The sequence below is a fragment of the Pseudomonas sp. 1L-C-7-B-C1 genome (assembly GCF_057291635.1).
This window is the reverse complement of the sequence record NZ_JBXAWH010000020.1, coordinates 45,947-68,934: the sequence shown is the minus strand read 5'-3', so window position 1 is coordinate 68,934 and position 22,988 is coordinate 45,947. Positions and strand designations below refer to the sequence as shown.

At 62.4% G+C, this 22,988-nt stretch carries 24 protein-coding genes; 11 read left to right on the top strand and 13 right to left on the bottom strand.

Annotated elements, in window-relative coordinates; all coding sequences use genetic code 11:
• Window positions 1-479: IS3 family transposase (locus AC0Z8Z_RS24705; RefSeq protein WP_485620874.1), on the top strand; the 479-nt coding region annotated here is incomplete at its 5' end.
• A 631-nt stretch (window positions 480-1,110) separates the two neighbouring features.
• Here the strand turns inward: AC0Z8Z_RS24705 and AC0Z8Z_RS24700 are convergent.
• Window positions 1,111-1,296: a DUF2986 domain-containing protein gene (locus AC0Z8Z_RS24700; protein ID WP_485620873.1), complete on the bottom strand. Its 186-nt coding sequence runs from the start codon at window positions 1,294-1,296 to the stop codon at window positions 1,111-1,113.
• A gap of 162 nt (window positions 1,297-1,458) precedes the next feature.
• Between AC0Z8Z_RS24700 and AC0Z8Z_RS24695 the strand changes: the two genes are divergently transcribed.
• Together AC0Z8Z_RS24695 and AC0Z8Z_RS24690 are read left to right on the top strand one after the other, a co-directional pair.
• Complete coding sequence (locus tag AC0Z8Z_RS24695) at window positions 1,459-2,085, top strand: pyridoxamine 5'-phosphate oxidase family protein (protein WP_485620872.1); 627 nt, start codon at window positions 1,459-1,461, stop codon at window positions 2,083-2,085.
• A 114-nt stretch (window positions 2,086-2,199) separates the two neighbouring features.
• Entirely contained in the window at window positions 2,200-3,108 is a 909-nt protein-coding gene (locus AC0Z8Z_RS24690) for a LysR family transcriptional regulator (RefSeq protein WP_485620871.1), read from the top strand.
• On the opposite strand, the gene AC0Z8Z_RS24685 is transcribed toward AC0Z8Z_RS24690, so the two are convergent.
• The 7 genes from AC0Z8Z_RS24685 to AC0Z8Z_RS24655 all read right to left on the bottom strand — a co-directional run bounded on the left by AC0Z8Z_RS24685 (window position 3,094) and on the right by AC0Z8Z_RS24655 (window position 9,797).
• Window positions 3,094-3,870 (bottom strand): substrate-binding domain-containing protein, encoded by a 777-nt coding sequence (locus AC0Z8Z_RS24685; RefSeq protein WP_485620870.1) that lies wholly within the window; start codon window positions 3,868-3,870, stop codon window positions 3,094-3,096. The two genes, AC0Z8Z_RS24690 and AC0Z8Z_RS24685, sit on opposite strands and share 15 nt — an antisense overlap.
• A gap of 11 nt (window positions 3,871-3,881) precedes the next feature.
• Complete coding sequence (gene tcuC / locus AC0Z8Z_RS24680; protein ID WP_485620869.1) at window positions 3,882-5,180, bottom strand: tricarballylate/proton symporter TcuC; 1,299 nt, start codon at window positions 5,178-5,180, stop codon at window positions 3,882-3,884.
• A gap of 191 nt (window positions 5,181-5,371) precedes the next feature.
• Window positions 5,372-6,247 (bottom strand): EthD domain-containing protein, encoded by an 876-nt coding sequence (locus tag AC0Z8Z_RS24675; RefSeq protein ID WP_485620868.1) that lies wholly within the window; start codon window positions 6,245-6,247, stop codon window positions 5,372-5,374.
• 72 nt (window positions 6,248-6,319) lie between these two features.
• Window positions 6,320-6,568, bottom strand: a complete 249-nt coding sequence (locus tag AC0Z8Z_RS24670) for a hypothetical protein (RefSeq protein WP_485620867.1) — start codon at window positions 6,566-6,568, stop codon at window positions 6,320-6,322.
• A gap of 32 nt (window positions 6,569-6,600) precedes the next feature.
• On the bottom strand, window positions 6,601-7,395 hold the full coding sequence (locus AC0Z8Z_RS24665) for an NYN domain-containing protein (RefSeq protein WP_485620866.1): 795 nt from the start codon (window positions 7,393-7,395) through the stop codon (window positions 6,601-6,603).
• Window positions 7,396-7,513: 118 nt separating this feature from the next.
• On the bottom strand, window positions 7,514-8,443 hold the full coding sequence (locus AC0Z8Z_RS24660; RefSeq protein ID WP_485620865.1) for a 2-hydroxyacid dehydrogenase: 930 nt from the start codon (window positions 8,441-8,443) through the stop codon (window positions 7,514-7,516).
• Window positions 8,424-9,797: an MFS transporter gene (locus AC0Z8Z_RS24655; RefSeq protein WP_485620864.1), complete on the bottom strand. Its 1,374-nt coding sequence runs from the start codon at window positions 9,795-9,797 to the stop codon at window positions 8,424-8,426. The genes AC0Z8Z_RS24660 and AC0Z8Z_RS24655 overlap by 20 nt, the downstream gene beginning before the upstream one ends.
• A gap of 434 nt (window positions 9,798-10,231) precedes the next feature.
• Between AC0Z8Z_RS24655 and AC0Z8Z_RS24650 the strand changes: the two genes are divergently transcribed.
• Complete coding sequence (locus AC0Z8Z_RS24650) at window positions 10,232-10,990, top strand: methyltransferase domain-containing protein (RefSeq protein ID WP_485620863.1); 759 nt, start codon at window positions 10,232-10,234, stop codon at window positions 10,988-10,990.
• Window positions 10,991-11,028: 38 nt separating this feature from the next.
• Here the strand turns inward: AC0Z8Z_RS24650 and AC0Z8Z_RS24645 are convergent, their stop codons facing one another.
• From AC0Z8Z_RS24645 to AC0Z8Z_RS24630, 4 genes are all read right to left on the bottom strand, one after another.
• Complete coding sequence (locus AC0Z8Z_RS24645) at window positions 11,029-11,472, bottom strand: thiol-disulfide oxidoreductase DCC family protein (RefSeq protein ID WP_485620862.1); 444 nt, start codon at window positions 11,470-11,472, stop codon at window positions 11,029-11,031.
• A complete protein-coding gene (locus tag AC0Z8Z_RS24640; RefSeq protein ID WP_485620861.1) occupies window positions 11,469-12,464 on the bottom strand; it encodes an aldo/keto reductase in 996 nt (331 codons plus the stop codon). Before AC0Z8Z_RS24640 ends, AC0Z8Z_RS24645 begins: the two co-directional genes overlap by 4 nt.
• Before the next feature lie 67 nt (window positions 12,465-12,531).
• Window positions 12,532-14,163 (bottom strand): methyl-accepting chemotaxis protein, encoded by a 1,632-nt coding sequence (locus AC0Z8Z_RS24635; RefSeq protein ID WP_485620860.1) that lies wholly within the window; start codon window positions 14,161-14,163, stop codon window positions 12,532-12,534.
• A gap of 165 nt (window positions 14,164-14,328) precedes the next feature.
• Window positions 14,329-14,985, bottom strand: coding sequence for a glutathione S-transferase (locus AC0Z8Z_RS24630; RefSeq protein WP_485620876.1), 657 nt, complete (start codon window positions 14,983-14,985; stop codon window positions 14,329-14,331).
• 182 nt (window positions 14,986-15,167) lie between these two features.
• Here AC0Z8Z_RS24630 and AC0Z8Z_RS24625 point away from each other — a divergent pair, with 182 nt between their 5' ends.
• Window positions 15,168-15,743, top strand: a complete 576-nt coding sequence (locus AC0Z8Z_RS24625) for a TetR/AcrR family transcriptional regulator (protein ID WP_485620859.1) — start codon at window positions 15,168-15,170, stop codon at window positions 15,741-15,743.
• Here the strand turns inward: AC0Z8Z_RS24625 and AC0Z8Z_RS24620 are convergent.
• Entirely contained in the window at window positions 15,701-16,639 is a 939-nt protein-coding gene (locus AC0Z8Z_RS24620) for an AraC family transcriptional regulator (protein WP_485620858.1), read from the bottom strand. The two genes, AC0Z8Z_RS24625 and AC0Z8Z_RS24620, sit on opposite strands and share 43 nt — an antisense overlap.
• 85 nt (window positions 16,640-16,724) lie before the next feature.
• Between AC0Z8Z_RS24620 and AC0Z8Z_RS24615 the strand changes: the two genes are divergently transcribed.
• The 6 genes from AC0Z8Z_RS24615 to AC0Z8Z_RS24590 all read left to right on the top strand — a co-directional run bounded on the left by AC0Z8Z_RS24615 (window position 16,725) and on the right by AC0Z8Z_RS24590 (window position 22,908).
• Complete coding sequence (locus AC0Z8Z_RS24615; protein ID WP_485620857.1) at window positions 16,725-17,705, top strand: oxidoreductase; 981 nt, start codon at window positions 16,725-16,727, stop codon at window positions 17,703-17,705.
• Between the two features lie 171 nt (window positions 17,706-17,876).
• Complete coding sequence (locus AC0Z8Z_RS24610; RefSeq protein WP_205483764.1) at window positions 17,877-18,788, top strand: LysR family transcriptional regulator; 912 nt, start codon at window positions 17,877-17,879, stop codon at window positions 18,786-18,788.
• 106 nt (window positions 18,789-18,894) lie between these two features.
• On the top strand, window positions 18,895-20,088 hold the full coding sequence (locus AC0Z8Z_RS24605) for a CaiB/BaiF CoA transferase family protein (RefSeq protein ID WP_485620856.1): 1,194 nt from the start codon (window positions 18,895-18,897) through the stop codon (window positions 20,086-20,088).
• Entirely contained in the window at window positions 20,085-21,023 is a 939-nt protein-coding gene (locus tag AC0Z8Z_RS24600; protein ID WP_485620855.1) for a hydroxymethylglutaryl-CoA lyase, read from the top strand. Before AC0Z8Z_RS24605 ends, AC0Z8Z_RS24600 begins: the two co-directional genes overlap by 4 nt.
• A 108-nt stretch (window positions 21,024-21,131) precedes the next feature.
• Window positions 21,132-22,469, top strand: coding sequence for an MFS transporter (locus AC0Z8Z_RS24595; RefSeq protein WP_485620854.1), 1,338 nt, complete (start codon window positions 21,132-21,134; stop codon window positions 22,467-22,469).
• A 58-nt stretch (window positions 22,470-22,527) separates the two neighbouring features.
• Window positions 22,528-22,908, top strand: a complete 381-nt coding sequence (locus AC0Z8Z_RS24590; RefSeq protein ID WP_485620853.1) for a VOC family protein — start codon at window positions 22,528-22,530, stop codon at window positions 22,906-22,908.
• Window positions 22,909-22,988: the final 80 nt, after the last annotated feature.

The following is a 22,988-nucleotide window of genomic DNA, read 5'->3' as shown; positions in this document are numbered from 1 at the left end:
GAACGCGCAGCGGCTGGCTCTATCTGGCCGTGGTGCTGGACTTGTTCTCGCGCAAGATCGTGGGTTGGGCGATGGCCCCAAACATGCCTGCAGAGCTGGTGTGCAGCGCGATGCAGATGGCCGTCGCGCAGCGTCAACCGCCGCCTGGCCTGATCGCTCACTCCGATCGCGGCAGCCAATATGCGAGCGCAATCTACAGATCGCTGCTGGCCAGGCACGGCATGCAGCAAAGCATGAGCCGTAAGGGTAACTGCTGGGACAATGCGGTGATGGAACGCTTCTTCCTGAGCCTGAAAATGGAGCGGGTATGGCGGCGCAATTACGCCAACCATGGCGAAGCGATACGCGACATCACTCAATACATCGTTGGGTATTACAACAACGAGCGGCTGCACTCGAAACTGGGGTATCTGCCACCGACCGTTTACGAACGGACGATGATCTTGAAACCACCTATCGAGGTGTCCGGAATTAGTTGACCACTACACCTCTTCCCGGCTGAAGCGGGTCCCACTATGAAACCGCGTGGGTCCTGTGGGACCGGCTTTAGCCGGGAAGGCGTCGGCAATCACACTGCAAGATTGATGGCGTACGCACTGGCCTCTTCCCGGCTGAAGCCGGTCCTACTGACACCCCGCGCGTCCCGTAGGACCGGCTTTAGCCGGGAAGGCGTCGGAAGTCACACTGCAAGATTGATGGCGTATGCAGCGGCCTCTTCCCGGCTGAAGCCGGTCCCACTATGAAACTGCGTGGGTCCTGTGGGACCGGCTTTAGCCGGGAAGGCGTCGGCAATCACACTGCGAAATTGATGGTGTATGGACTGGCCTCTTCCCGGCTGAAGCCGGTCCCACTATGAAACTGCGTGGGTCCTGTGGGACCGGCTTTAGCCGGGAAGGCGTCGGCAATCACACTGCAAGATTGATGGCGTACGCACTGGCCTCTTCCCGGCTGAAGCCGGTCCCACTGACACAGCGCGCGTCCCTGTGGGACCGGCTTTAGCCGGGAAGGCGTCGGCAATCACACTGCGAAATTGATGGCGTATGGACTGGCCTCTTCCCGGCTGAAGCCGGTCCTACCAGGGGTAGGCGGCGCATTGCAAATGGAGGGTGTTCAAACCGTCTCGGAAGGGTGGACCGCTTCAGGGGTGGATTCGGGCGTGGCTTCAGCATTGGCGTCAGCCAGCTTCAACCGATCGGCCTTGCTGACGTAGGTGTCTTTGTTCTTCGGCGCCAGTTTGGCACTCGCCTTTTTTGCGTTGGCTCTGAGTATCTGGTTGAGTTTCTTGCGACGGTTCATGCCTGTTTACCCGGTGTGCAGATGCTGGACGGTGAAAAGGCAGGCAGTGAATCAGATCGCCGCTCGATCTGCCACATGCATCAGGCACTATTGCCCCGAACGGGCATGAAGCGTCATTGCATTCCGACCTTTTCATTCAAGAAGAAACCGCAGAGAACCACGATGGATCTTGAAGACAGCTCGAACGTGACAACCAGGCAGGCGCTGGAAGCAATTTATGGCCCGATCGCGCCGCAGTCGCTGGTCAAAGAAGTCGACCACATTCACCCGGTTTACCGGCCGTTCATCGAAGCGGCGTCCTTTCTGATTCTCGCCTCGTCAGGGCCTGGGGGACTGGATGCTTCGCCCCGGGGCGATCAGCCGGGCTTTGTGCACATCGAAGACAGCAAAACGCTGTATCTGCCGGACCGACGCGGCAACAACCGCATCGACACCCTGCGCAACATCATCGAAGAACCGCGGGTCGCGCTGCTGTTTCTGGTCCCGGGCGTCGGCGAAACCCTGCGCGTCAACGGCACGGCGCAGATCTCCATCGCGCCCGACCTGTTGGAGCGTTTTGCCGTGGGCGGAAAGCCGCCGAAATCGGTGCTGCGAATCGCCGTCACCAGCGTGTACTTCCAGTGCAGCCGGGCGGTGATCAGGGCAGGGCTGTGGGATGCCTCAAAGCAGATACCGCGTAGCGCGTTGCCGACAGCGGGGCAGATCCTCAAAGAGGTGTCCCAAGCGGCCATCGACGGCGAAGCGTATGACAAGGCGCTGCCGGGCCGGATCGCCGACACGCTGTACTAATCAATCCGATCCGATCAACACCAGCGGCGCGCCATGAGATCCGCCCGGGGATGGCTCGCGAATGCGTTGCGCCTTACCATTGATGCCCGTCTTCGATCAAAGCGACGCCTTGCCGTGAACATCAACTTCGACCTCAATGACCTCCAGGCTTTTCGCGCAGTGGTTGAAAACCAGGGATTTCGCCGGGCCGCCGAGTCCATCCGCATCACCCAGTCGGCCCTGAGCCGCCGCATCGAAAAGCTCGAGTCCGCCCTGGGGGTCAAGCTGTTTGAGCGGACCACGCGAAAGGTCTCGTTGACCAACGTCGGGCGGGCGTTTCTGCCTCAGGTCGAACGTCTGCTGGATGACCTGGATCTGGCCCTGCTCAGCATCGGCGATGGCGGCGCGAACCGCCGGGGCACGTTGACCGTGGCCTGCGTGCCTTCAGCGGCCTACTACTTCTTGCCCCATGCGATACGCAGCTTTCACGGGCAATACCCGCTGATGAAGATCAGACTCATCGACGTGTCGGCCAATGAGGTGAGTGCGGCGGTGGCTGCTGGCGAGGCCGATTTCGGAGTGAGTTTCACCGGCAACCTCGCGCCGGAAATCGAGTTCAGTCCGCTGCTTGAAGAGCACTACGTCGTTGCCTGCCGCCGCGACCATCCGCTGGCGACCCTCGACGCCGTCACTTGGGCTCAGGCGTGCGAGCACGACTGCATCACGCTGGACAAATCTTCGGGCAATCGCCTGGTGCTGGATCGCGCGCTTTCCGGGCTGCAGCCGGGCAAGCACAGCGTCTGCGAAGCACGCCACGTGACCACGGTGCTGGGGCTGGTCGAAGCGGGGCTGGGCATTGCGGTGGTTCCGTCCATTGCCATGCCGATCTCCGCCCACCCGATTCTGGCGAAAGTGCGGCTGGTGGAGCCTGAGGTGGTCAGGCAGATGGGGGTGCTGAAACGCCGCGGACGCACATTGACGCCCGCGGCACTGGAGCTGGAGCAGCGAATTCGCGCGCTGCCCGGGACGTTAACGCGGGACTGAGTCCAGGCCGGTTTCGCGAATGCTGGCCTGGGCGTCGGGGGACGACAGGTACTTCAGCAGTGCCTTCGCTTCGACGGGGTGATCGGCATTTTTCGGAATGCCGGCGGCATAGCGGGTCACCGACTGCACGTCTTCCGGGATCTTGCCGACGAAAGTGACCCCCGGGATCGGCAACAGCTCGGCGACCTGCTGGAAGCCGAGCTGGTAGTCACCCTTGGCCACAACGGAGGCCACCGGAATGCGTTCGATCATCTTGCTTTTGGGCGCCATCTGCGGCTGAACGCCGAGTTTCTTGAACAACTCTTTCTCGATGTAGACGCCGCTTGCGCTGTCTGAATAGGCCACTGAACTGGCCGCCAGCAAGGTGTCTTTCAGCTCCGCATCCGTGGTGATGGCAGGTTTGTCTGCGCCGGCCTTCACCACCATACCGATGCGCGAATCCGCCAGTTCCACGCGCGAGGCGGCGTCGACCTTGCCTTGCTTGATCAAGTCATCCAGGGCGTAGCCCACCATGATCACCACGTCGGCGTGCTCGCCGCGACTCAACCGGTTGGGGATGGCCTCCGCCGCTTTGCCCATCGACGGGCCGAGCACCGTTTTCAGGGTGTTGCCGCTGTGCTCGGCGTAGTGCGGTCCCAAGTGTTGATAGGCGGCAGTGAAGCCGCCGGAGGTCATGACGGTCAGCTCTTCGGCGTAGGCAAGATTGCCGTAGGCGCAGCTGGCCAGCGCGATCACGCAGAGGGGTTTTAGTACAGCGTTCATGAAAGGGTCCTTCAAGCAGTGGCAAGTGACTGAGTGGCGAGACGGCGGTACAGCACCAGCGTCGCGGTAAAGGCGCACAGGGCGGCGAAGATCATCCAGTAGGCCGGCGCTGCCTTGTCGCCGGTCAGGTGAATGAGCCAGGTGGAAACAGCCGGCGTGAAGCCGCCGAAGATCGCCGTCGCCAGGCTGTAGGCGAGGGAGAAACCGGCGACGCGTACCTCGACGGGCATCATTTCGGTGAGGGCGGGAATCATTGCACCGTTGTAAATGCCGTAGAGAAATGAAAACCACAGCAGCACTTCGAGCATGTGGGCAAATGTCGGCGCCTGGGCCAGGAATGACAGCGCCGGATACGCCGTGAGCAGCGTCAGCAATGACATCGCCAGCAGCAGCGGTTTGCGCCCCAGGCGGTCGCTCAACGCGCCGCCGATGGGCAGCCAGAAAAAGTTCGACACCCCCACCAGCAGGGTCACGATCAGCGCATCGCTGGTGCTGAGCTGCAGAACCGAGCGGCCGAAGGTCGGGGCGTAGACGGTGATCATGTAAAAGGCGGTGGTGGTCATCGCCACCATCAGCATGCCGAGGATGACCACACTGGCGTTGCCGAGCAGTGTTGCGAACACTTCCTTCATCGTCGGGCGGTGTTTGCGCGTGCTGAACTCAGCGGTTTCTTCGAGGCTGCGGCGCAGTAGGAAGATGAACGGGATGATCAGGCAGCCGACGGCAAATGGAATGCGCCAGCCCCACGCCGACAGCTCGGCCGGGGCCAGCCATTGATTGAGGCCGTAACCCAGGGCGGCGGCGACAACGATGGCCACCTGCTGACTGGCTGATTGCCAACTGGCGTAGAAACCTTTGCGCCCCGGCGTTGCCATTTCGGCGAGATAAACGGACACGCCGCCCATCTCTGCGCCTGCGGAGAATCCCTGCAGCAGCCTCCCGAGCAAGACCAGCGCCGGTGCCCACAGCCCGATCGTGGCGTAACTCGGCACCAGAACAATCAGCAAGGTGCCACTGGCCATGATCGCCAGCGTCACGATCAGGCCGCGGCGGCGCCCGACATCATCGATGTACGCGCCCAGCAGCACAGCGCCCAATGGCCGCATCAGAAAACCTGCGCCGAAGGCAGCGAAGGTCATCATCAACGAGGCGAACTCGTTGCCGGCGGGAAAGAAGGCGGAGGCGATCTGGGTGGCGTAGAAGCCGAAGAGGAAGAAGTCGAACTGTTCAAGAAAGTTTCCGGAGGTGACCCGGAAGACCATTCCTGCCCTGGACTTCCCGGAGGAGGTCTGGCTTGGCGGTTGATGCATGATGTTCTCCAGCGTTTTTTTTGAGTTTGTAAGCGCTTGTAACTGGAGATTCTGTGGCAATTTTCAGACGACGATAATCGTTATTTTTTCATCCATTGATGCATGGATCAGATCAATCCTGAGGCGGCAGGCGTTGCTCCCAGGCCATTCAATTGTCGGCAGCCGTGAGCCACGGCCACCGACAGAAACCACTAGCTGGCCTGGGTGCCTTTCAGCATCAGCGCTTCAACATCGGGCTGAACCTGGTTCACCGCGCCCAGGTATTCGATCAGCTCGGCTGCCCGACTGCCGCGCAATCCTGCGGTGGTCAGGGACCTGTCGCGCACGTAGGTGTAGAGCCCGGAGACGGCGAACGTCTTGAGCTGGGCAATGTGTTTCGACTGCTCAGGCAAGGTGTTCTGGAACACGTCACTCTGGAAAAAACCACGACGCGCCAGCGGCGAGGTGAACGCGATTTCCAGCACGGCCAATTCCGCGCGCGCCGGGTTGGCGAAGTGCGCAACGTTCGGCGCAGGTGGGTGCTGGCCGTCGTTCTCGAATGGCTCGCACAGGTGCAGACAGACTTTAACCACCCCTTCAGCGCTTGCCAGCAGCGGGCCCAGGTTTGACTTCAGGTAGGCATGCAGCTGCGGCAGTGTTTCGCGGGGGCTGAAGTGCACGTGAATGCGGTCGAAGGTGTCGGTGCCGTTGAAGCGCTCATCCTCCAGCGCGTTGGTCAGGGTCAGCGAGCCTTGGGGCAGGGCGTAGGCCAGGGTTTCGTCGAACATGTTCTGCTCGTCCGAAAACAGGATCGGGCTGGCCTCCTGAAACTGCTTCTGGTCCGCAGCGGATTCAAAACCGATCTCCACCCCACCGTCCAGTTCGTAATCCTGAATCTCGCTGATGCCATCGGCGAGGGGCCAGAGGTGCGCATCCTGCTGCCGGGAGAAGTGGTGCTGGATGTACAAGCCAAGGCCCGGAAGCCGCGAGCACAGCGGGCCGTGGACGTCGCGCCAGTAGTGGGCGAATACGTCATGGGGCACGCGCTCCCGGCGTTTGACGGTCGTGTAGCTGTTGATCTCGATCATGGGGCACCTGTCAGTCGGGAAATGTTCAGTCGTAGTGATCGGATGCAGGTGCCGCTGCAGGGTTCAACGTTTTTACCAGACGTCATCACTCGCCGTGTCCGTGACGCGAATGTCCGTCAGCCCGAGCTGGTCGGCCTGTTCGATGACTTCATCCGGGGTGGCGTCGGCGTTGGGCATCATCAGGCTGTTTTCGCTGTCGCCGAAATGCAGCTCAAGCAGGTGCATCGCGGCTTCGCTCACCGACAGCTCAGGCTGATTCAGGTCGAAGCGATGATTGCGGGGTTCAGCGTTGAAGCGGTAGTCGACTGAGTAGATGGGCATGCAAGACTCCATACATGAAAAAGCTGATCGGGTTATTTGCCGTTTTGTCTGTGCCTGACGTACATCACCGCCGTGCCACTGGACGCGGTTCTGGCCTGCAACTCGAAGGCTTGCGGGTAGCCCTTGATCAGGTCGCTGAGCTTTCTGTAGCCGTGGGTGCGCGGGTCGAATTCCGGCCGCAGCTTGGTGATGTTGGTGCCCAGGGCGCCGAGCTGGACCCATCCGTCTTCATCGGCGATGTCGTCGAGGATTTTCGCGATAAATCCGATAGGTGCTTTGGGACGTTTCGGGGTTTCTGCCGCTGCGGGTTTTGCCACGTCTGACTGCGCGGGGGCATCGAGGGTCTGCTCTGCGCTGGCGGCGGCGATCACCTCTTCGCGCAGCAATTCGATGTAGATGAATTTGTCGCAGGCCGCCACGAACGGCCGGGGTGTTTTCTCTTCTCCAAAGCCGATCACGGTCAAGCCTTCTTCGCGCAATCGCGACGCCAGACGCGTGAAATCGCTGTCGCTGGACACCAGGCAGAAGCCGTCGAAGCGCCGCGTGTACAGCAGGTCCATGGCGTCGATGATCAGCGAGCTGTCGGTGGCATTCTTGCCCTTGGTGTAAGCGAACTGCTGGATGGGCTGGATCGAGTGGTCCAGCAGGACCTTCTTCCAGCCGCCGAGCTGCGGCCCCGTCCAGTCGCCATAGATGCGCTTGACGCTGGCGACGCCATATTTGGCGATTTCTTCGAACAAGCCTTCGACGATGGCGGCGGGGGCGTTGTCCGCATCAATGAGAACGGCGAGGTGCTTTTGAGCGTGGCTGGCGGTATGAGCGGCCATGGATCTTCCTTGAGTAGGGGATGCCACACCATACCGCCAAACCCTGCTTTCAGACAGGCAACGAATCAGGGCTCCTGCGGCACCGTTATCAATTCGGCGAGCCGCAGGCCACGTCGGGCTATTCCGGAACGGGCGTGGGCAAGTCTGCGCCGCTGTGCCAGGCGTGGAGGTTGGCCATGACCAGATCGGACATCGCCTGCCGGGTGTCCCACGTGGCGCTGGCCATGTGCGGGGTGAGCAAGACGTTGTCCAGATCAAGCAGCGCAGCGGCGGGGTGCGGCTCGTTTTCGTAGACGTCCAGCGCCGCGCCCGCCAGACGACCCTCGGCAAGGGCCTGGGCGAGGGCATTTTCATCAACCACGCTGCCACGGCCGACATTGATCAGATAGCCCTTGGGACCCAGCGCCTCCAGCACCTTCGCGTCCACCAGATGATGGGTGCTGGCGCCGCCACCGACCGCAATGACGAGAAAATCCACCGCTGCCGCCAGTTCTACCGCCGACGCGTAATACGTAAATTCCACGTCCTGTGGCCGCCGCCCGGTGTAGGCGATCGACATATCGAATCCCTCGGCTCGGCGGGCGATGGCGGCGCCAATACGGCCCAGACCAATGATGCCCAGGCGCGCCCGGCTGACCTTGCGGCTGAAAGCGATGGGACCGCTTGCCCAGGCGCCCGAGCGGATAAAACGGTCGGCCACCCGCAGGTTGCGGGCGATGCCCAGCATCAAGGCCATGGCAAAATCTGCCACGTCTTCGGTGAGCACATCGGGGGTGTGGGTGACGCGGATGCCACGTTCCCGCGCCGCCGCCACATCAACCCCGTCATAGCCCACGCCGAACACGGCAATGACTTCCAGCGCTGGCAGGCTTTCGATCAACTGCCGGCTGACCGTGGATTCGCCATTGGCGACCATGGCGCGGATGTCGGCGGTGGATTGGCCAACGCCAGTGCCGTCCTGATCGGCTTCCACCACCTCGTAGGTCGCGTTCAGCGCGTCATCGAGCATGGCCGGCAAGCGGGCGATTTTAAGGAGCCTTGGCTTCATCTAGACCTCGGGTGATGTGAGTGGCAGGAACAGCAGCGGCAGCAGTTGCGGTGGCAACGACAGGCGCTGCACGTGGCGCGCGAGCCAGGAACAGTCCCAGCACACCGCCCACCAACAGAGCTGCGGAAACCAACAGCAACGCATAGTCGTAACTCTGCGTGGCGTCCTTGATCCAGCCCATGACGGGCGGCAGGCCAAGGCCGGCGATGTTGGCGATGGAGTTGATCAGCGCGATGGACGCCGCGGCCGCAGCGCCCGAAAGGTATTCGGTGGTCGTCGCCCAGAACACCGGCGTGGCCGCCCAGTTCAAGCCGACCGCCACCACCAGCAATCCGTACGCCAGCCACGGGTTGCTGGTCCACACCGCCAGCGCCAGCAGTACACCGGCCGCCATCAGCGGCAGCGCCAGGTGCCAGCCACGCTCGCCCTTGCGGTCGGAATGGGTGCCGTTGAAATACATGAATACGCAGGCGAACAGGAACGGCAGCGCCGACAGCACGCTGACAGTGAACGATTCCTGGCCGGACACCGATTTGACGATCAGCGGCAAAAACAGCGTGATGCCGATGGTGCCGAACGCTTGCAGGAGCCAGAACAGGCTCAACAGCCAGACCTGACGGCTGCGAAACGCAGTCTGCCAGGCGGCATGGTGGGAAATCGGCGAGTTCGCCTGTTCAGCCGCGATGGTGCGGCTCAGCCATTCCTTCTGATCAGCCTGCAGCCAGTGTGTGCTTTGCGGCGAATCCGGCAGGTAGCGCAACACGACGATGCCGAGGATCACCGCCGGCAGGCCTTCCAGCAGAAACAGCCAGCGCCAGCCGCTGACGCCGAAATACCCGTCCAGGTGCAGAAACGCCCCCGACAGCGGCAAGCCAATCACTGACGCCAGGGCGGCGCCGATGTAGAAGAACGACATGGCTTTGGCCCGATCGGTCTTCGGGTACCACTGCGACAGGTAATAAATGATGCCCGGGGTAAAACCCGCCTCGGCGGCGCCCAGCAGCAGGCGCATGCCGTACAGCTGATTGGCGCTCTGCACGAACGCCATGCCCGCGGCGACGATGCCCCAGGTGATCATGATCCGCGCAATCCAGCGCCGCGCGCCGACCCGCGTGAGGATGACGCTGCTGGGGACTTCAAGAAGGATGTAGGTCAGAAAGAACAGTCCCACGCCGATGCCATACATGCGGGCGGTCAGGCCCAGCTCGGCATTCATCTGCAATGCGGCAACGGAAATGTTCGACTTGTCGATGTACGCGACCATGTACAGCAGCATCAGGAAGGGAATCAACTTGATGTTGAGGCGCTTCATGGTGCTGGCGTGCAGGCCCGAATCCAGAGATGGCGTGGGCATGGGACTTCCTGTTGTTTTTATAAAGGGAGCTGATAGGGAGCACTGACGTCCACCATAGACGACATGTCCTGATACCTCAATATGTGATTGGTCATCCCATATAGTGGGATATGGCGGCATGGCGATGACGCTATATGTCAGCGAGTCCGATGGACTTGTGTTGAGAACCCGTACGCGAAGTGAGCGGGACTTTCGGCCACTGCCTCTGCGGAATACAAATAAGCCTTCGCGAGCAAGCTCGCTCCCACCGGATCGAGACCGGCTGTAGACCTCGAGCCATGGGCAAGGATTGTGGGAGTGAGCTTGCTCACGAAGACGGCATTTCAGCCGCTGAAGATTCAGGGAGTGGACAGATTCATTCGCGAGCGAGTGGCTCCATTGCACCCCATGCCGCCCGTAGCGCAGACTTCGCGCACTTTTCCGGAGCGCTTCCCATGACGACTGCCAGACCCGATTTCACCACTCAGCTGTTGATGGATGCCGGCATTGGCCCAGGAATGCGCGTACTGGACGTTGGCTGCGGATCGGGGGATGTGGCCTTTCTGCTGACCGGGCTGGTAGGCGAAACGGGGGAAGTGGTAGGGATTGATCACGATGACGCGGCGCTTGCCACGGCGCGCAGCCGGGCCATTGAAGGTCAACTGGCGTTGCCGACGTTTGTTCAGAGCGGGTTGCTGGACGTGCCGGCATCGTTGGGGACTTTCGATGCGGTCGTCGGCCGCCGCGTGCTCATGTATCAGTCCGACACCGTGGCGGCAGCGACCGCGTTGGGCCGGCTGCTTCGGCCCGGCGGCGTCATGGTCTTCCAGGAGCATGACACCACGATGGCCCCGGCCAGCCTTGACGGCTTCGCCCTGCACCGCCAGGCCCAGGGCTGGCTGCGCGAGATGATCGCCCGCGAAGGCGCCGACCTGCACATCGGCTTTCATCTTCATGGGATTCTGAGCAAGGCCGGTCTGGCCGTGGAGAACGTGCGCGCCGAATGCATCGTGCAGACCCCCGACAAGGCCTACGCCCTGGGTTACATCGTCCGTGCGTGTTTGCCCCGGATCATCACCCTGGGCGTGGCGACCGCCGACGAGGTCGACATCGATACCCTGCAGCAGCGCCTTGATGAGGAGCGCACGCAGTCAGAAGGCATCTACATCGGCGACGTGATGTTCGGCGCGTGGGCGCGCAAGCCGCGTCACTGACCGCATCCCGTCAACCCGGCGCTGGTGTCACCTGGTCGCTACTTGAGGGCGCTCTTGCCCAGGAAGCGATCGGGGTGATCCGCAGCGGGCAAGCGACACGTGTCGTAACGGCCAAACAGCTGGTAGCGGTTCAGCGCGATCTTGTCGTACAGCCAGTCACGCAGCACCCTCGGGAATATCCGTGCCAGAAGCAGCCAGTGCCATCGCGCGGGCAGGTGGGCAAGGATATTGAACATCGCGTCCGAGCGCACATAGAAGCGGTCGTTTTCCACCAGCACGATGGTGTTGAACTGATCCTGGGGCAATCCCGCCCATTTCAGCAGCGCCTGACCCTCGGGCGACTGCACGGCGGCCAGCGCCAGCCGGTGCTCGCGGTCCTGGCTGATGATGAAGGTCGCCCAGCCATTGCAGAGCTTGCAGGTGCCGTCGAACAACACGACGGCCCGGCCGGTGGCAAGCCCGGAATGACCGTGGGGCTTCACGCGAAGCCCGTCACGGCGTGAGGAACGTAGGGCGCCTCAAGGCGTTTCACTTCGTCATCGCTGAGGACCAGCTCCAGCGCCGCGATCGCATCGTCCAGATGGTGCGGCTTGGAAGCTCCGACTATTGGCGCCGACACACCACGCTGGGCCAACACCCACGCCAGCGCGACCTGCGCCATAGGCACGCCACGCTCGCCGGCAATCTGCTCGACCACGTCGATGACGCGACCATCCTCGGCTTCCGTCCCCTCGTAAAACGACTGGCCAGAAATGTCGGTCTTGGTGCGTTCGGTCTGCTGTCCATGGGGCCGGGTGAGTCTGCCACGGGCCATCGGGCTCCATGGCATCAGGCCGACGCCCTGATCCAGGCACAGCGGAATCATCTCGCGCTGTTCTTCGCGGTACACCAGGTTGAGGTAGTTCTGCATGGACACAAAGCGGCTCCAGTCGTTGGCCGCCGCGACCTGCTGAGCTTTGGCGAACTGCCAGGCGAACATCGACGACGCGCCGATGTAGCGCGCCTTGCCAGCCTTTACCACGTCGTTCAGCGCTTCCATGGTTTCTTCGATGGGGGTGTGATAATCCCAGCGATGAATCTGGTACAGGTCGACGTAATCGGTGCCCAGCCGCGTCAGGCTGGCGTCGATGTTGGCCATGATGGCTTTCCTCGACAGCCCCTGCTCGTTGGGCCGCTTGGAGCCTTCCCACATGTTGGCCGGAAAAAACACCTTGGTCGCGATGACGGTTTCTTCGCGACGGGTGAATTCCTTCAGCAGCTTGCCAACGATGACTTCCGAGGTGCCCGCCGAGTAGCTGTTGGCCGTGTCGAAGAAGTTGATGCCTTGCTCGACCGCGTGCCTGATGATCGGACGGCTGGCGTCCTCATCCAGCGTCCACGGGTGCGTGCCGGCGTCCGGGTCGCCAAACGTCATGCACCCCAGGCACAGCCTCGACACGTCCAGCCCCGTGGAACCCAGTTTCACAAACTTCATGCTTTCACCTCCGAAATCGTTTGATGCCGCAAACAGACGGCTCAGAGGTGCGATCACTCGCGTCCGATTAAGTTCTGAATTGCATCACCAGACCGTTCAGGCCCACCGCCAGTTGTGACAGCTCATTGCTCGCCGCCGAGGTCTGATTGGCACCGGCAGACGTCTGCAGCGACAGGTCGCGAATGCTGGTCAGGTTGCGATCGACTTCCCGCGCGACCTGGGCCTGTTCTTCCGTGGCCGTGGCGATGCTGACGTTGCGCTCGTTGATCAGCACAATGGCGGTTTTGATGTCGGCGAGGGCCCGACCGGCGGCACCGGCGACGTCCAGGCTGACCCGGGCGCGTTCGCTGCTCTGGCCCATGGCCGTGACCGCCTTGTGAGTGCCGCCCTGAATCGAGGCGATCATCTTTTCGATCTCGGCGGTGGACTGCTGGGTGCGGTGCGCCAGGGCGCGCACTTCGTCGGCCACCACCGCAAAACCGCGTCCGGCTTCGCCCGCGCGAGCGGCTTCGATGGCCGCGTTGAGGGCGAGCAGGTTGGTCTGATCGGCGATGCCGCGAATCACATCCAGCACGCCGCTGATGTTCTGCACCTGGCCGGCCAGCCCGTTGATTTCATCCGCAGTGGCGCCGACCGAGTCGTGCAACTCGTTGATCGCCGAGATGGTTTCGTTGACCCGCAGACGACCCTGTTCCGCCGAATCGCTGGAATCCCGCGCGGCCGTCGAGGCCAGAGAGGCGTTATGGGCGACTTCCTCCACCGCGGCGCTCATCTGATTGATGGCCGTGGCGGCCTGATTGATTTCGTCGTTCTGACGCTGAACCCGGCGCAGGGATTCCTCGGTCACGGCGGTCATTTCTTCGGAGGTCGAGGCCAGTTGATTGGACGAGTGGCCCAGCTCCGAGAGGGTCTGGCGCAGGTTCTGTTGCATCACCGACAGCGCGTGCAGCAGGCGGCCGGGCTCATCGGAGCCGTCCACTTGAATCGGCTTGCTCAGGTCGTTGGCGGCAATGTTTTCGGCCACGGCCAACGCTTTGGCGATCGGCGCCACCAGGCTGCGGGTGAACAGGGCGGCCAGGGCGAGGGTAGCGGCCAGCGCCACCACGATGGCAGCGATGATGACATTGCGGGCCTGATCGTAACTTTCCTCTGCCGCGACATCCGAGGCGTGCATTTTCTCGTTGGCCAACTCGGCGATGGTGGCGATGTCTTTCGCGAGCGTATCGGCCGCGTGTGTCTGTTCGCCGGACGGCTCGGTCAATGAAACGATAATGTCATCGCGCTTCTGCGCCACGGCGTCGAGAAAGCGTGCGTGAACGGCGAGGTAAGCCTGCATGTCGCGCTCCATCTGCGCGTAGGCATTCAAGCCACGCTCGCTGATCAGCAGTGATTTGAGGCGCTTTACATCATTCTCGAGATCACCGCGGCCCTGGCTGACGCGCTTCATGGCGGACTCGTTACTCGCGGCACTTTGCGCAGCACGCAGGCTGGTGTTGCCGAGACGAATGGTCAGCAGGTCGTTTTTGATGTCGGCGATGGCGAGGAGGGTGGGGAGCACGTTGTCCTGCAGGGCGTCCCGGGCGTCTTTGAGCCGGGAGGATTGCATCAGTGAGAACAGGCCGACGGCAGCGATCAACACGGCAAAAAAGCCAAAGCAGATCAGCGAGCGGGGGGCGATGTTGAGGCGTCTGAGGTTCATGTCGGGGCTGTCCATAGGAAGAGAGATCACCGGGATATCGACCTGAATCGGTTCAGCTTGATGACGAATTAACCTCTTTCTTGGCGGAAATGCACTGCTCGACGTCTGGGTGAGATCAACTTGCCTCAGTTGGCACCCCGGATTCGGGGTGCCAACGTCAGGGATTCAGCCTTGGGCCTGGCCCGCTGCGACCATCGCCTGCCAGGTCTGGACGCTGGGACGTTCATTCATCCGTGCGTGCCAGGCCAGCAGCGCCTCACAGTCTGCCGGCACCGCGAGATCCACCAGCGAAGCGAAGATCATTCCGCCAAAGACCGCGATATCGGCCATCGAAAACGAATCGCCGGCCACAAAGGGCTGCGTCTTCAGCACACTGTCGAAATAGCGCATGCCTCGGACCGCCTTGTCACGCATGCGGTTGCCCCATTCGGCATTCTGGTACAGCTCGACCTCAGGCCCCAGACCCGGTGTGCCGTGATGGAAATAGGTGCTGACCGCATCGAGAAACTCGATCTCTGCGCGTTTGGTCATCATGTGAATGCGGCCTTTCTCTACCGGCGTTGCACCGGTGAGGTCGGGGCTGCCAACGAGGGCGTCCAGGTACTGGGTGATGGCGGTGCATTCGGCGATCAGCGTGCCGTCTTGCAGCTCAAGCACGGGCAACGTGCCGGAGTAATTGATGGCGAGAAACTCAGGTTTCTTGTGCTCGCCTTTCCACAGGTTTACCGATACGAATTCGATTCTCGAGAGCAGGTTTTTCTCTGCCAAGGCGATGCGCACTCTGGCCGGGTAAGGGCCATTGAACCAGTCGTGGATTTTCATCAGGGGAATAGCGGAGGTATCGGACTGCGATATAGGGGAGGTCATAATGTGTCTGCCTGTCAGTTGGTAGGCAAAACTTTGGGCGTGTTTGACCACGCTGTCAAGCCCTACCTGTCAATTGGCAGGTTGATATGTTTGGGAGTACGATGCGGGCCATCAATCGACCCTTGGAGGAGTTCAGCGTGAGCGAAAATGCGCGCGAGGCCATTCTGGCCGCTGCGAAAACGGCGGCGCAGTTGCACGGGTACAGCGGCATCAATTTCCGCAGCATCGGCGAAACGGTCGGCATCAAAAATGCCAGCATCTACTACCACTTCCCGAGCAAGGCCGAGCTGGGCGCTGCGGTGGCGGCACGTTACTGGCAGGACACCGCCAGCGCGCTTGAGGCGATCCGCGAGGCGAACCCGGACCCGCTGCGCTGCCTGGAACTGTATCCGTCGATCTTTCGCACCTCCCTGCAAAACGGCAACCGGCTGTGCCTGTCCAGCTTCATGGCGGCCGAGCACGAGGACCTGCCGGAAGACATCCGCCGCGAGGTGAAAGCCTACGCCGATGCCAGCGTGGCCTGGCTGACCGGCAGACTGATGGAGGCGGGAGTGGGCAGCGCAGAGCAGTGCGAACGCCGCGCGCTGGCGATCTACACCGCGGTGGCCGGGGCGCAGTTGATTGCCCGCACGCGTTCCGACATCGAGCTGTTTGATGCGCTGATTCAGGACTACCGCGACGCCGGGCTGATCCCGACGGTCTCACGCCGGTAACGTCCTGGCGACTTGCCATGGACTCGCCGGAAGGCCACGCCAAACGCCGCGTCGGAAAAATAGCCCAGCGACGCTGCCACCGCCGCGACGCTGTCCACGCCATTGAGCAAGCGCGCCGCCGCGACCTGCATGCGCCAGCGCGTGGCGTACTCCACTGGGGCCTGGCCCACGACGGTTTTGAACAGGGCTGCGAAGCTGGAGCGTGACAGGCACGCCAGGCTCGCCAGTTCAGCCAGAGTCCATGACCTTTCCGGCGCGCTGTGAATGGCTCGGAGCACGGGGGCGATTGACGGGTGGCGCAGCCCGGCCAGCCATTTCAGGTCAGCGGCATCGGCCGTCGAGATGTGATGGCGCAGCGCGTGGATGAAGATCAGCCGGAGCAGGTCGTTGCACATGGCCTGGGCGCCCACCAGCCCCGATTGCCATTCCCGGTCCAGCTCGTCGAGTAGCCAGCCAAAGGAGGTCGCGGCGCCACTTTCGGCGTGAATGATCAACGCGGGCGGCAGCAGGTCGAGCAATTCGACGGCGCCGGAGCTGACCAGCGAGACGCTGCCGCCGAGTAGCTCCACTTCATCGCCGACACCAAAGCGCGCCGACTCGCCAGAGGTTGAAAACACCTCGGAGGCGTCCAGCGCTTCCACCTCCGGCGCGCTCGCCAGAACGAAGGGCGTGCGCGACACCACGAAGCAGTCACCGGTGCGCAGCCGTCGGGGTGGCGCGCCGTCCATGCACAGCCAGCATTCGCCTCGGCGCACCACATTGAATTTCAACTCGATGGGCTTGAAGCGCAGTGCCCAGGCGCCACCCGCCTGAAGCCGGACGGAGCATGCCGCGCTCAAACCGGCCAGGGCCAGTACGTCGGAAAGGGGGTCAGATTCAGGGTTTTGGATGATCACGACAGAAAACCGGATTCAGGTGACTGGTTCGTCCTGCGAGCTTAGCCAAGAATTCCCTCTCGCGATACTCATCCGGGAGAACAGCATGACCACGCCTCAGCAACCCATCGCCACACCCTTCAATGCCGCCAGCACCGCCGCCGAGGTCATGGCAGGCATCGACCTCACTGGTCAGCTCGCCATCGTCACCGGCGGTCATTCTGGTCTGGGTCTGGTCACCACTCAACGTCTGGTCGCCGCAGGCGCTCGGGTTATCGTTCCGGCCAGAGACCTGCAGCGCGCCCGTGTCGCGCTGGCCGGCATTGCCGGCGCCGACAGGATCGACGTCCGCGAGATGGACCTGATTCACCCCGATTCGGTGAGCGCCTTCAGCCGCCGCGTCGTCGGGGAAGGTCAGCCGGTCGCGCTGTTGATCAACTGCGCCGGCGTGATGGCGTCGCCTCTGTCACGGGACGTCGACGGCCACGAAAGCCAGTTCGCGACCAATCACCTTGGGCACTTCCGGTTGACCTGCGGGCTGTGGCCAGCGCTGGTGGCGTCGGGCGGTGCGCGCGTGATATCCGTGTCGTCGCGAGGGCACCAGATTGCCGGGATTGATTTTGATGACATCGACTTTCAGCGCCGCCCCTACGACAAATGGGTGGCCTACGGTCAGTCCAAAACCGCCAATGCGCTGTTTGCCATTGCCCTCGATGCGCGGGGAAAAGATCACGGCGTGCGTGGGTTTTCGCTGCATCCGGGGCAAATTCTTACTGACCTGGGACGGCACCTCAGCGCCGAGGAAATCGCGGCGTTTGACGTGCTGGACGAGCAAGGCAACCAACGGCTGGACCCCCACGCAGGCCTGAAAACCGTGGAGCAGGGCGCTGCGACGGGATTGTGGTGCGCGACCAGTCCCGCGCTGGACGGCAAGGGCGGCGTGTATTGCGAAGACTGCAACATCGCCGCCCCGCATGACGCGCAAGCGGGCCGCACGGGTGTCGCGAGCTGGGCGACCGATGCCAAACTCGCCGAACGCTTGTGGGTGGTGTCTGAACAATGGACGGGACTGACCGTGCCGGTGTGATGCCATCAGTGGGACTGTGCATGCTTGGTAGGATCGGCTTTAGCCGGGAAGGCGTCGGATGGCACGCCGCAAAATTGAGAGTGTTCGCGCTGGCCTCTTACCGGCCAAAGCCGGTTCCACACAACAGCAGCACGTGTATGCTTTCGGCCGCGCCCTGATCGAGTAAGTCCCATGCTGCACAAAAACCTCATCCGCCGACTCGACCTGATTACCCTCAAGCTGTTCGTGGCGGTGTACGAAGAAGGCACCCTGACCCGGGCGGCGGCGCGGGAGGCGATTGCGGTGTCGGCTGCGAGCAAGCGGCTGATGGAGCTGGAAGAAGTGCTCGGCATCGGCCTGTTCCTGCGCAATGCCAAGGGCATGCTGTTGACCGCAGCAGGCGAGACCATGCTGCACCATGCCCGGCGGATGCTTTCCGATCTGGAGAAAATGGGCCTTGAACTCGACGAGCACCTGCAGGGCATGCGCGGTTATGTGCGCATGCTGGCGAACCTCTCGGCCATCATTCAGTTCTTGCCGGAAGACCTGCACGCCTTCGTCGCCACTCATGAGTTGGTCAAAGTCGATCTCGAAGAGCGGCCCAGCAACGGCGTCGTGCAGGGCCTGGTCGACGGTGTCGCGGACATCGGCATCTGCTCTGAAGACACCGACACTCAGGGCCTTCACAGCGCACCGTATCGCCGCGACGAACTGGTCGTCGTGATGCGTGACGATCACCCGCTTGCCGGGCATCAGCAGGTGGCGTTCGAGGACACCCTCGGCAGTGACTACATCGGCCTGCACGCCGCCAGCTCCATCAACATGCGTACCCAGAACGCCGCCCGCGCCCACGGCAGGCCGCTGCGGGTGCGCATCCACGTGCCGGGTTTCGATGCCATGTGCCGGATGGTCCAGGCCGACATGGGCATCGGCGTGCTGCCACGCAAGGCGTTCGATCTGCTTGGTCCGTCGCTGGGCCTCAGGGCCGTAGGCTTGAGCGATGAGTGGGCCCGGCGCACGCTGATTCTGGTGGTGCGCGACACCGCCGCACTGTCGCCGGTCAGCCAGTTGCTGTTCGAGCATCTGCAGAGTCACGAGGGCTGAGCCTTCGCGTTTCGCGAACGGTCGTTGCCAACTGACGGTTGGATTTGCCGAACCCCGTTCCTCTAGTCTTAGTGACAAATTCCAAGAAAGACTCGAGGTAACCGCTATGACAGGCCCCCTTCAAGGCGTGCGCGTCATTGAAATCGGCACGCTGATCGCTGCACCCTTTGCCGCCCGCCTGCTGGGCGAGTTCGGTGCCGAGGTGATCAAAATCGAATCCATGGGGCAGGGCGATCCGCTTCGTAAATGGCGAAAGCTGCACGAAGGCACCTCGCTGTGGTGGTACCTGCAGTCGCGCAACAAGAAGTCCCTCTCCCTGAACCTCAAATCTCCCGAAGGTATCGACATCGTCAAGCGGCTGGCTGAAAGCGCGGACGTGCTGATCGAGAACCTGCGGCCCGGAGCCCTGGAAAAGCTGGGTCTTGGCTGGGAGGTGCTCCACGCGCTGAACCCCAAACTCACCCTCGTGCGCATTTCCGGCTACGGTCAGTCCGGTCCTTACCGCGACCGTCCCGGGTTTGGCGCCATTGGCGAAGCCATGGGTGGCATCCGCTACACCACCGGCACGCCGGGTTCGCCACCGGCGCGGGTCGGCGTCAGCCTGGGCGATTCGCTGGCGTCGATGCACGCGGTGATGGGCGCGCTGATGTCGCTGTTGCGGGTCAAGACCGGCCAGGGCGATGGTCAGGTGGTCGATGTATCTCTGGCCGAAAGCGTGTTCAACGTCATGGAAAGCCTGGTGCCGGAATACGACATGCTTGGCCACGTCCGTGAGCGCAGTGGTGGCGCACTGCCGGGCATTGCGCCGTCCAATACTTACCCGACCGCCGATGGTGCCTACGTGGTCATCGCCGGCAACAGCGACCCGATCTTCAAACGCCTGATGCAGACCATTGGCCGCGCCGATCTGGCCGAGGACCCCGAGTTCGCCCACAACGATGGACGCGCCGCCCAGAGCGATATGCTCGACGGGGCGATCAGCGCGTGGTCGTCGGAGTTGCCCATTGATGATGTACTCAAGGCGCTTGAAGCGGCCGAGGTGCCGGCGGGACGGATCTATAACGTCGCGGACATCGTCGCCGACCCGCATTACCAGGCGCGCGGGATGATTCTTGACGCCGATCTGCCCGGCGGTGCCACGGTGAAGATGCCGGGCATCGTGCCGAAACTCTCGGAAACCCCAGGCTCCGTGAACTGGCAAGGCCCCGCGCTGGGTCAGCACACCGACAGCGTGCTCGGCGAGCTGGGCATGAGCGCCGCCGACATTGCGCAGCTCAAGCACAGTGGGGTGGTGCAATGATCACCGACTTCTCCCAGCGCCTGATCGTGCAGGAAGTGTCCCCGCGCGACGGCTTGCAGATCGAGCCGACCTGGGTGGACACCGCTGACAAGATCGCCTTGATCGACCAACTTTCTCTCGCCGGTTTCAGCCGCATCGAAGCCGGTTCTTTTGTTTCTCCCAAAGCCATTCCGGCTTTGCGTGACGGGGATGAGGTGTTTCGCGGCATCCGGCGCCAGCCCGGTGTGACCTACGTCGCCCTGATTCCCAACCTGCGCGGTGCCCAGCGGGCCATCGAGGCGCGTGCCGATGAGATGAATCTGGTGATGTCCGCCAGCCAGACCCACAACCTGGCGAACATGCGCATGAGTTGCGAGCAGTCCCTCGCGGGCTTCGCCGAGGTGGTCTCGCTGGCCTCGGGCACTGGGCTCAGCCTGAACGGCTCCATTGCCACCACGTTCGGTTGCCCGTTCGAGGGCCGCATCGATGAAGACCGTGTGCTGCGGATCGTCGATGACTATCTGGCGTTGGGCATGCACGGTATCTCCTTGGCCGACACCACCGGCATGGCCAACCCCCGTCAGGTGTTTGCGCTGGTGCAGCGCGTGCTTGCACGGATTCCGTCATCGGCGCTGACGCTGCATTTTCACAATACCCGCGGCTTGGGGCTGAGCAATGTGCTCGCTGCTTACGAAGCGGGGGCGCGGCGCTTTGATGCCTCGCTGGGCGGGCTCGGTGGCTGCCCGTTCGCGCCGGGCGCCTCGGGCAATATCTGCACCGAGGACCTGGTGAATATGTGCGATGAGATGGGCATCGAGACGGGCATCGATCTGCCGCATCTGCTCGTTTTGTCGCGCGGTTTACCGGGGCTGCTGGGCCATGAAATGCCGGGGCAGGTGGCCAAGGCCGGGCGCAACCGTGATCTTCACCCGGCGCCGGAAAACCTGCCCGGCTAACGCGCCGCCTGTCCCGGTTTCCCACACAAACGCGCGCGTTCCGCTGCGTGCGCGTCCAGACAACAAAAACAATAGGGCTCTCTCAGAGAGTCGATCTGGAGTATCGCAATGACCGTCTCTGTTCTGACCTCGAACAGCAGCCTCGCCGAGGTTGTGAGCGCCGAAAAGGCACTGATCCGCAAGGTTGCGTGGCGCTTGATGCCGTTGATCATGGTCTGCTACCTGTTCGCGTTTTTTGATCGCATCAACATCAGCTTTGCCAAGTTCCAGCTGCAAACCGATCTGAGCCTGAGCGACACCGCGTACGGGCTGGGGGCGAGCCTGTTCGTCATCGGCTACGTGCTGTTCGAAGTGCCGAGCAACATCATGCTGTACAAGGTGGGGGCGCGTCGCTGGATTGCCCGCATCATGATGTCGTGGGGCGTCGCCACGGCGCTGATGGTTTTCGTCACCGCCGAATGGCAGTTCTATGTGCTGCGTTTCATCATCGGCGCCATGGAAGCGGGTTTCGCACCGGGCGTGCTGTTTTACCTGACGCTCTGGTTCCCGCAGACCTACCGGGGCCGCATCACCTCGATTTTGTTCCTGGCCTCGGCTTTCGCCGGGCTGCTGGGCGCACCGATCTCGGGACTGGTCCTCGGTCACATGGACGGCGTGATGCAGCTGCGTGGCTGGCACTGGCTGTTCCTGCTCGGCGGCCTGCCATGCATTGCCTTGGGTTTCGCGGTGCTGAAGATCCTCAAAAACCGTGTTGCCGACGCGCACTGGCTGACCGACGCCGAGAAGACGTATCTGTCGAGCCGCATCGCTCAGCATGAGCCGAACAAGCATGGGGGCTCGCTGCTGACCGCGCTGAAAATGCCGGGTTTCCTGATGCTCGGGCTGATTTATTTCCTGATTCAGGTGGCGTCCTACGGCCTGAACTTCTGGGCGCCGCAGCTGATTCGCAGCGCGGGTGTCGAAAGCCCGGTGATCATCGGGCTGCTCACGGCCATCCCTTATATCTTCGGCGCCATCAGCATGATCGTTGTCGGGCGCCTCTCGGACGCCAGCGGCGAACGCCGCAAATTCGTCTGCGGGCTGATGGTGCTTGGGGCTATCGGCTTCTTCAGCGCCGGTTTTTTTGCCCAGCACACCAGCCTGTTGATCGTCTCCCTAGCCATGCTCGGTGGCGGGATTGTCGCCGCCATTCCGGCCTTCTGGACCCTCCCGCCCAAGCTGTTGGCGGGCGCAGGTGCCGGCGCGGCGGGCGGTATTGCGCTGATCAACACGTTGGGGCAGTTCGGCGGCATCGTCAGCCCGGTGATGGTCGGCGGGATCAAGGACCTCACTGGCACGACGACGCCTGCGCTTTACGTCATCGGCGTCAGCAGCCTGATCGCGGCTGGCCTGTTAATGTGGGCATTGCCGCAGAAGTTGAGAACGCTGGACAAGAACGAACACTGAGGTCGGTGCTGAAAGACTGCCTGACGGTCGACCTCATTAGCCCACGGAGCGTACGCAAATGATTGATCACCTTGACCATCTGGTCCTGACCACCATCGATATTGAGGCCTGTAAAGACTTCTACGTGCGCGTGATGGGCATGCAGCTGGAAACCTTCGGCAGCGGCCGTCTGGCGTTTCGCTTTGGCAACCAGAAGATCAACGTTCACGAGCGCGGTCACGAGTTCGAACCCAAGGCTCACCTGCCCGTGCCCGGCGCGCTCGACCTGTGCTTCATTGCCAGCCGAAGCCTCGATGCCGTCATCGCCCACCTACAGGCGCAGGCGTGGCCCATCGTCGAAGGGCCGGTCGAGCGCACCGGCGCGACAGGGCCGATTCGGTCGGTTTACGTGCGTGATCCCGATCTCAATCTGATCGAGATTTCCGAGCTGATGGGCTGACAACGCTGGTCCGTCCCATAGGGTCTTCATCCACCTATAACGTTGCGGTCTCGTCATTTTTGATGAGGCCGCGGTTGCCC

Coding starts and splice junctions, on each gene's coding strand:
- AC0Z8Z_RS24700 (WP_485620873.1), bottom strand. CDS start 1,296: ATGAACCGTCGCAAGAAACTCAACCAGATACTCAGAGCCAACGCAAAA.
- AC0Z8Z_RS24655 (WP_485620864.1), bottom strand. CDS start 9,797: ATGCCCACGCCATCTCTGGATTCGGGCCTGCACGCCAGCACCATGAAG.
- AC0Z8Z_RS24640 (WP_485620861.1), bottom strand. CDS start 12,464: ATGAAGTTTGTGAAACTGGGTTCCACGGGGCTGGACGTGTCGAGGCTG.
- AC0Z8Z_RS24695 (WP_485620872.1), top strand. CDS start 1,459: ATGGATCTTGAAGACAGCTCGAACGTGACAACCAGGCAGGCGCTGGAA.
- tcuC (WP_485620869.1), bottom strand. CDS start 5,180: ATGCATCAACCGCCAAGCCAGACCTCCTCCGGGAAGTCCAGGGCAGGA.
- AC0Z8Z_RS24610 (WP_205483764.1), top strand. CDS start 17,877: ATGCTGCACAAAAACCTCATCCGCCGACTCGACCTGATTACCCTCAAG.
- AC0Z8Z_RS24615 (WP_485620857.1), top strand. CDS start 16,725: ATGACCACGCCTCAGCAACCCATCGCCACACCCTTCAATGCCGCCAGC.
- AC0Z8Z_RS24595 (WP_485620854.1), top strand. CDS start 21,132: ATGACCGTCTCTGTTCTGACCTCGAACAGCAGCCTCGCCGAGGTTGTG.
- AC0Z8Z_RS24590 (WP_485620853.1), top strand. CDS start 22,528: ATGATTGATCACCTTGACCATCTGGTCCTGACCACCATCGATATTGAG.
- AC0Z8Z_RS24630 (WP_485620876.1), bottom strand. CDS start 14,985: ATGAAAATCCACGACTGGTTCAATGGCCCTTACCCGGCCAGAGTGCGC.
- AC0Z8Z_RS24670 (WP_485620867.1), bottom strand. CDS start 6,568: ATGCCCATCTACTCAGTCGACTACCGCTTCAACGCTGAACCCCGCAAT.
- AC0Z8Z_RS24685 (WP_485620870.1), bottom strand. CDS start 3,870: ATGAACGCTGTACTAAAACCCCTCTGCGTGATCGCGCTGGCCAGCTGC.
- AC0Z8Z_RS24635 (WP_485620860.1), bottom strand. CDS start 14,163: ATGAACCTCAGACGCCTCAACATCGCCCCCCGCTCGCTGATCTGCTTT.
- AC0Z8Z_RS24600 (WP_485620855.1), top strand. CDS start 20,085: ATGATCACCGACTTCTCCCAGCGCCTGATCGTGCAGGAAGTGTCCCCG.
- AC0Z8Z_RS24660 (WP_485620865.1), bottom strand. CDS start 8,443: ATGAAGCCAAGGCTCCTTAAAATCGCCCGCTTGCCGGCCATGCTCGAT.
- AC0Z8Z_RS24675 (WP_485620868.1), bottom strand. CDS start 6,247: ATGATCGAGATCAACAGCTACACGACCGTCAAACGCCGGGAGCGCGTG.
- AC0Z8Z_RS24665 (WP_485620866.1), bottom strand. CDS start 7,395: ATGGCCGCTCATACCGCCAGCCACGCTCAAAAGCACCTCGCCGTTCTC.
- AC0Z8Z_RS24605 (WP_485620856.1), top strand. CDS start 18,895: ATGACAGGCCCCCTTCAAGGCGTGCGCGTCATTGAAATCGGCACGCTG.
- AC0Z8Z_RS24650 (WP_485620863.1), top strand. CDS start 10,232: ATGACGACTGCCAGACCCGATTTCACCACTCAGCTGTTGATGGATGCC.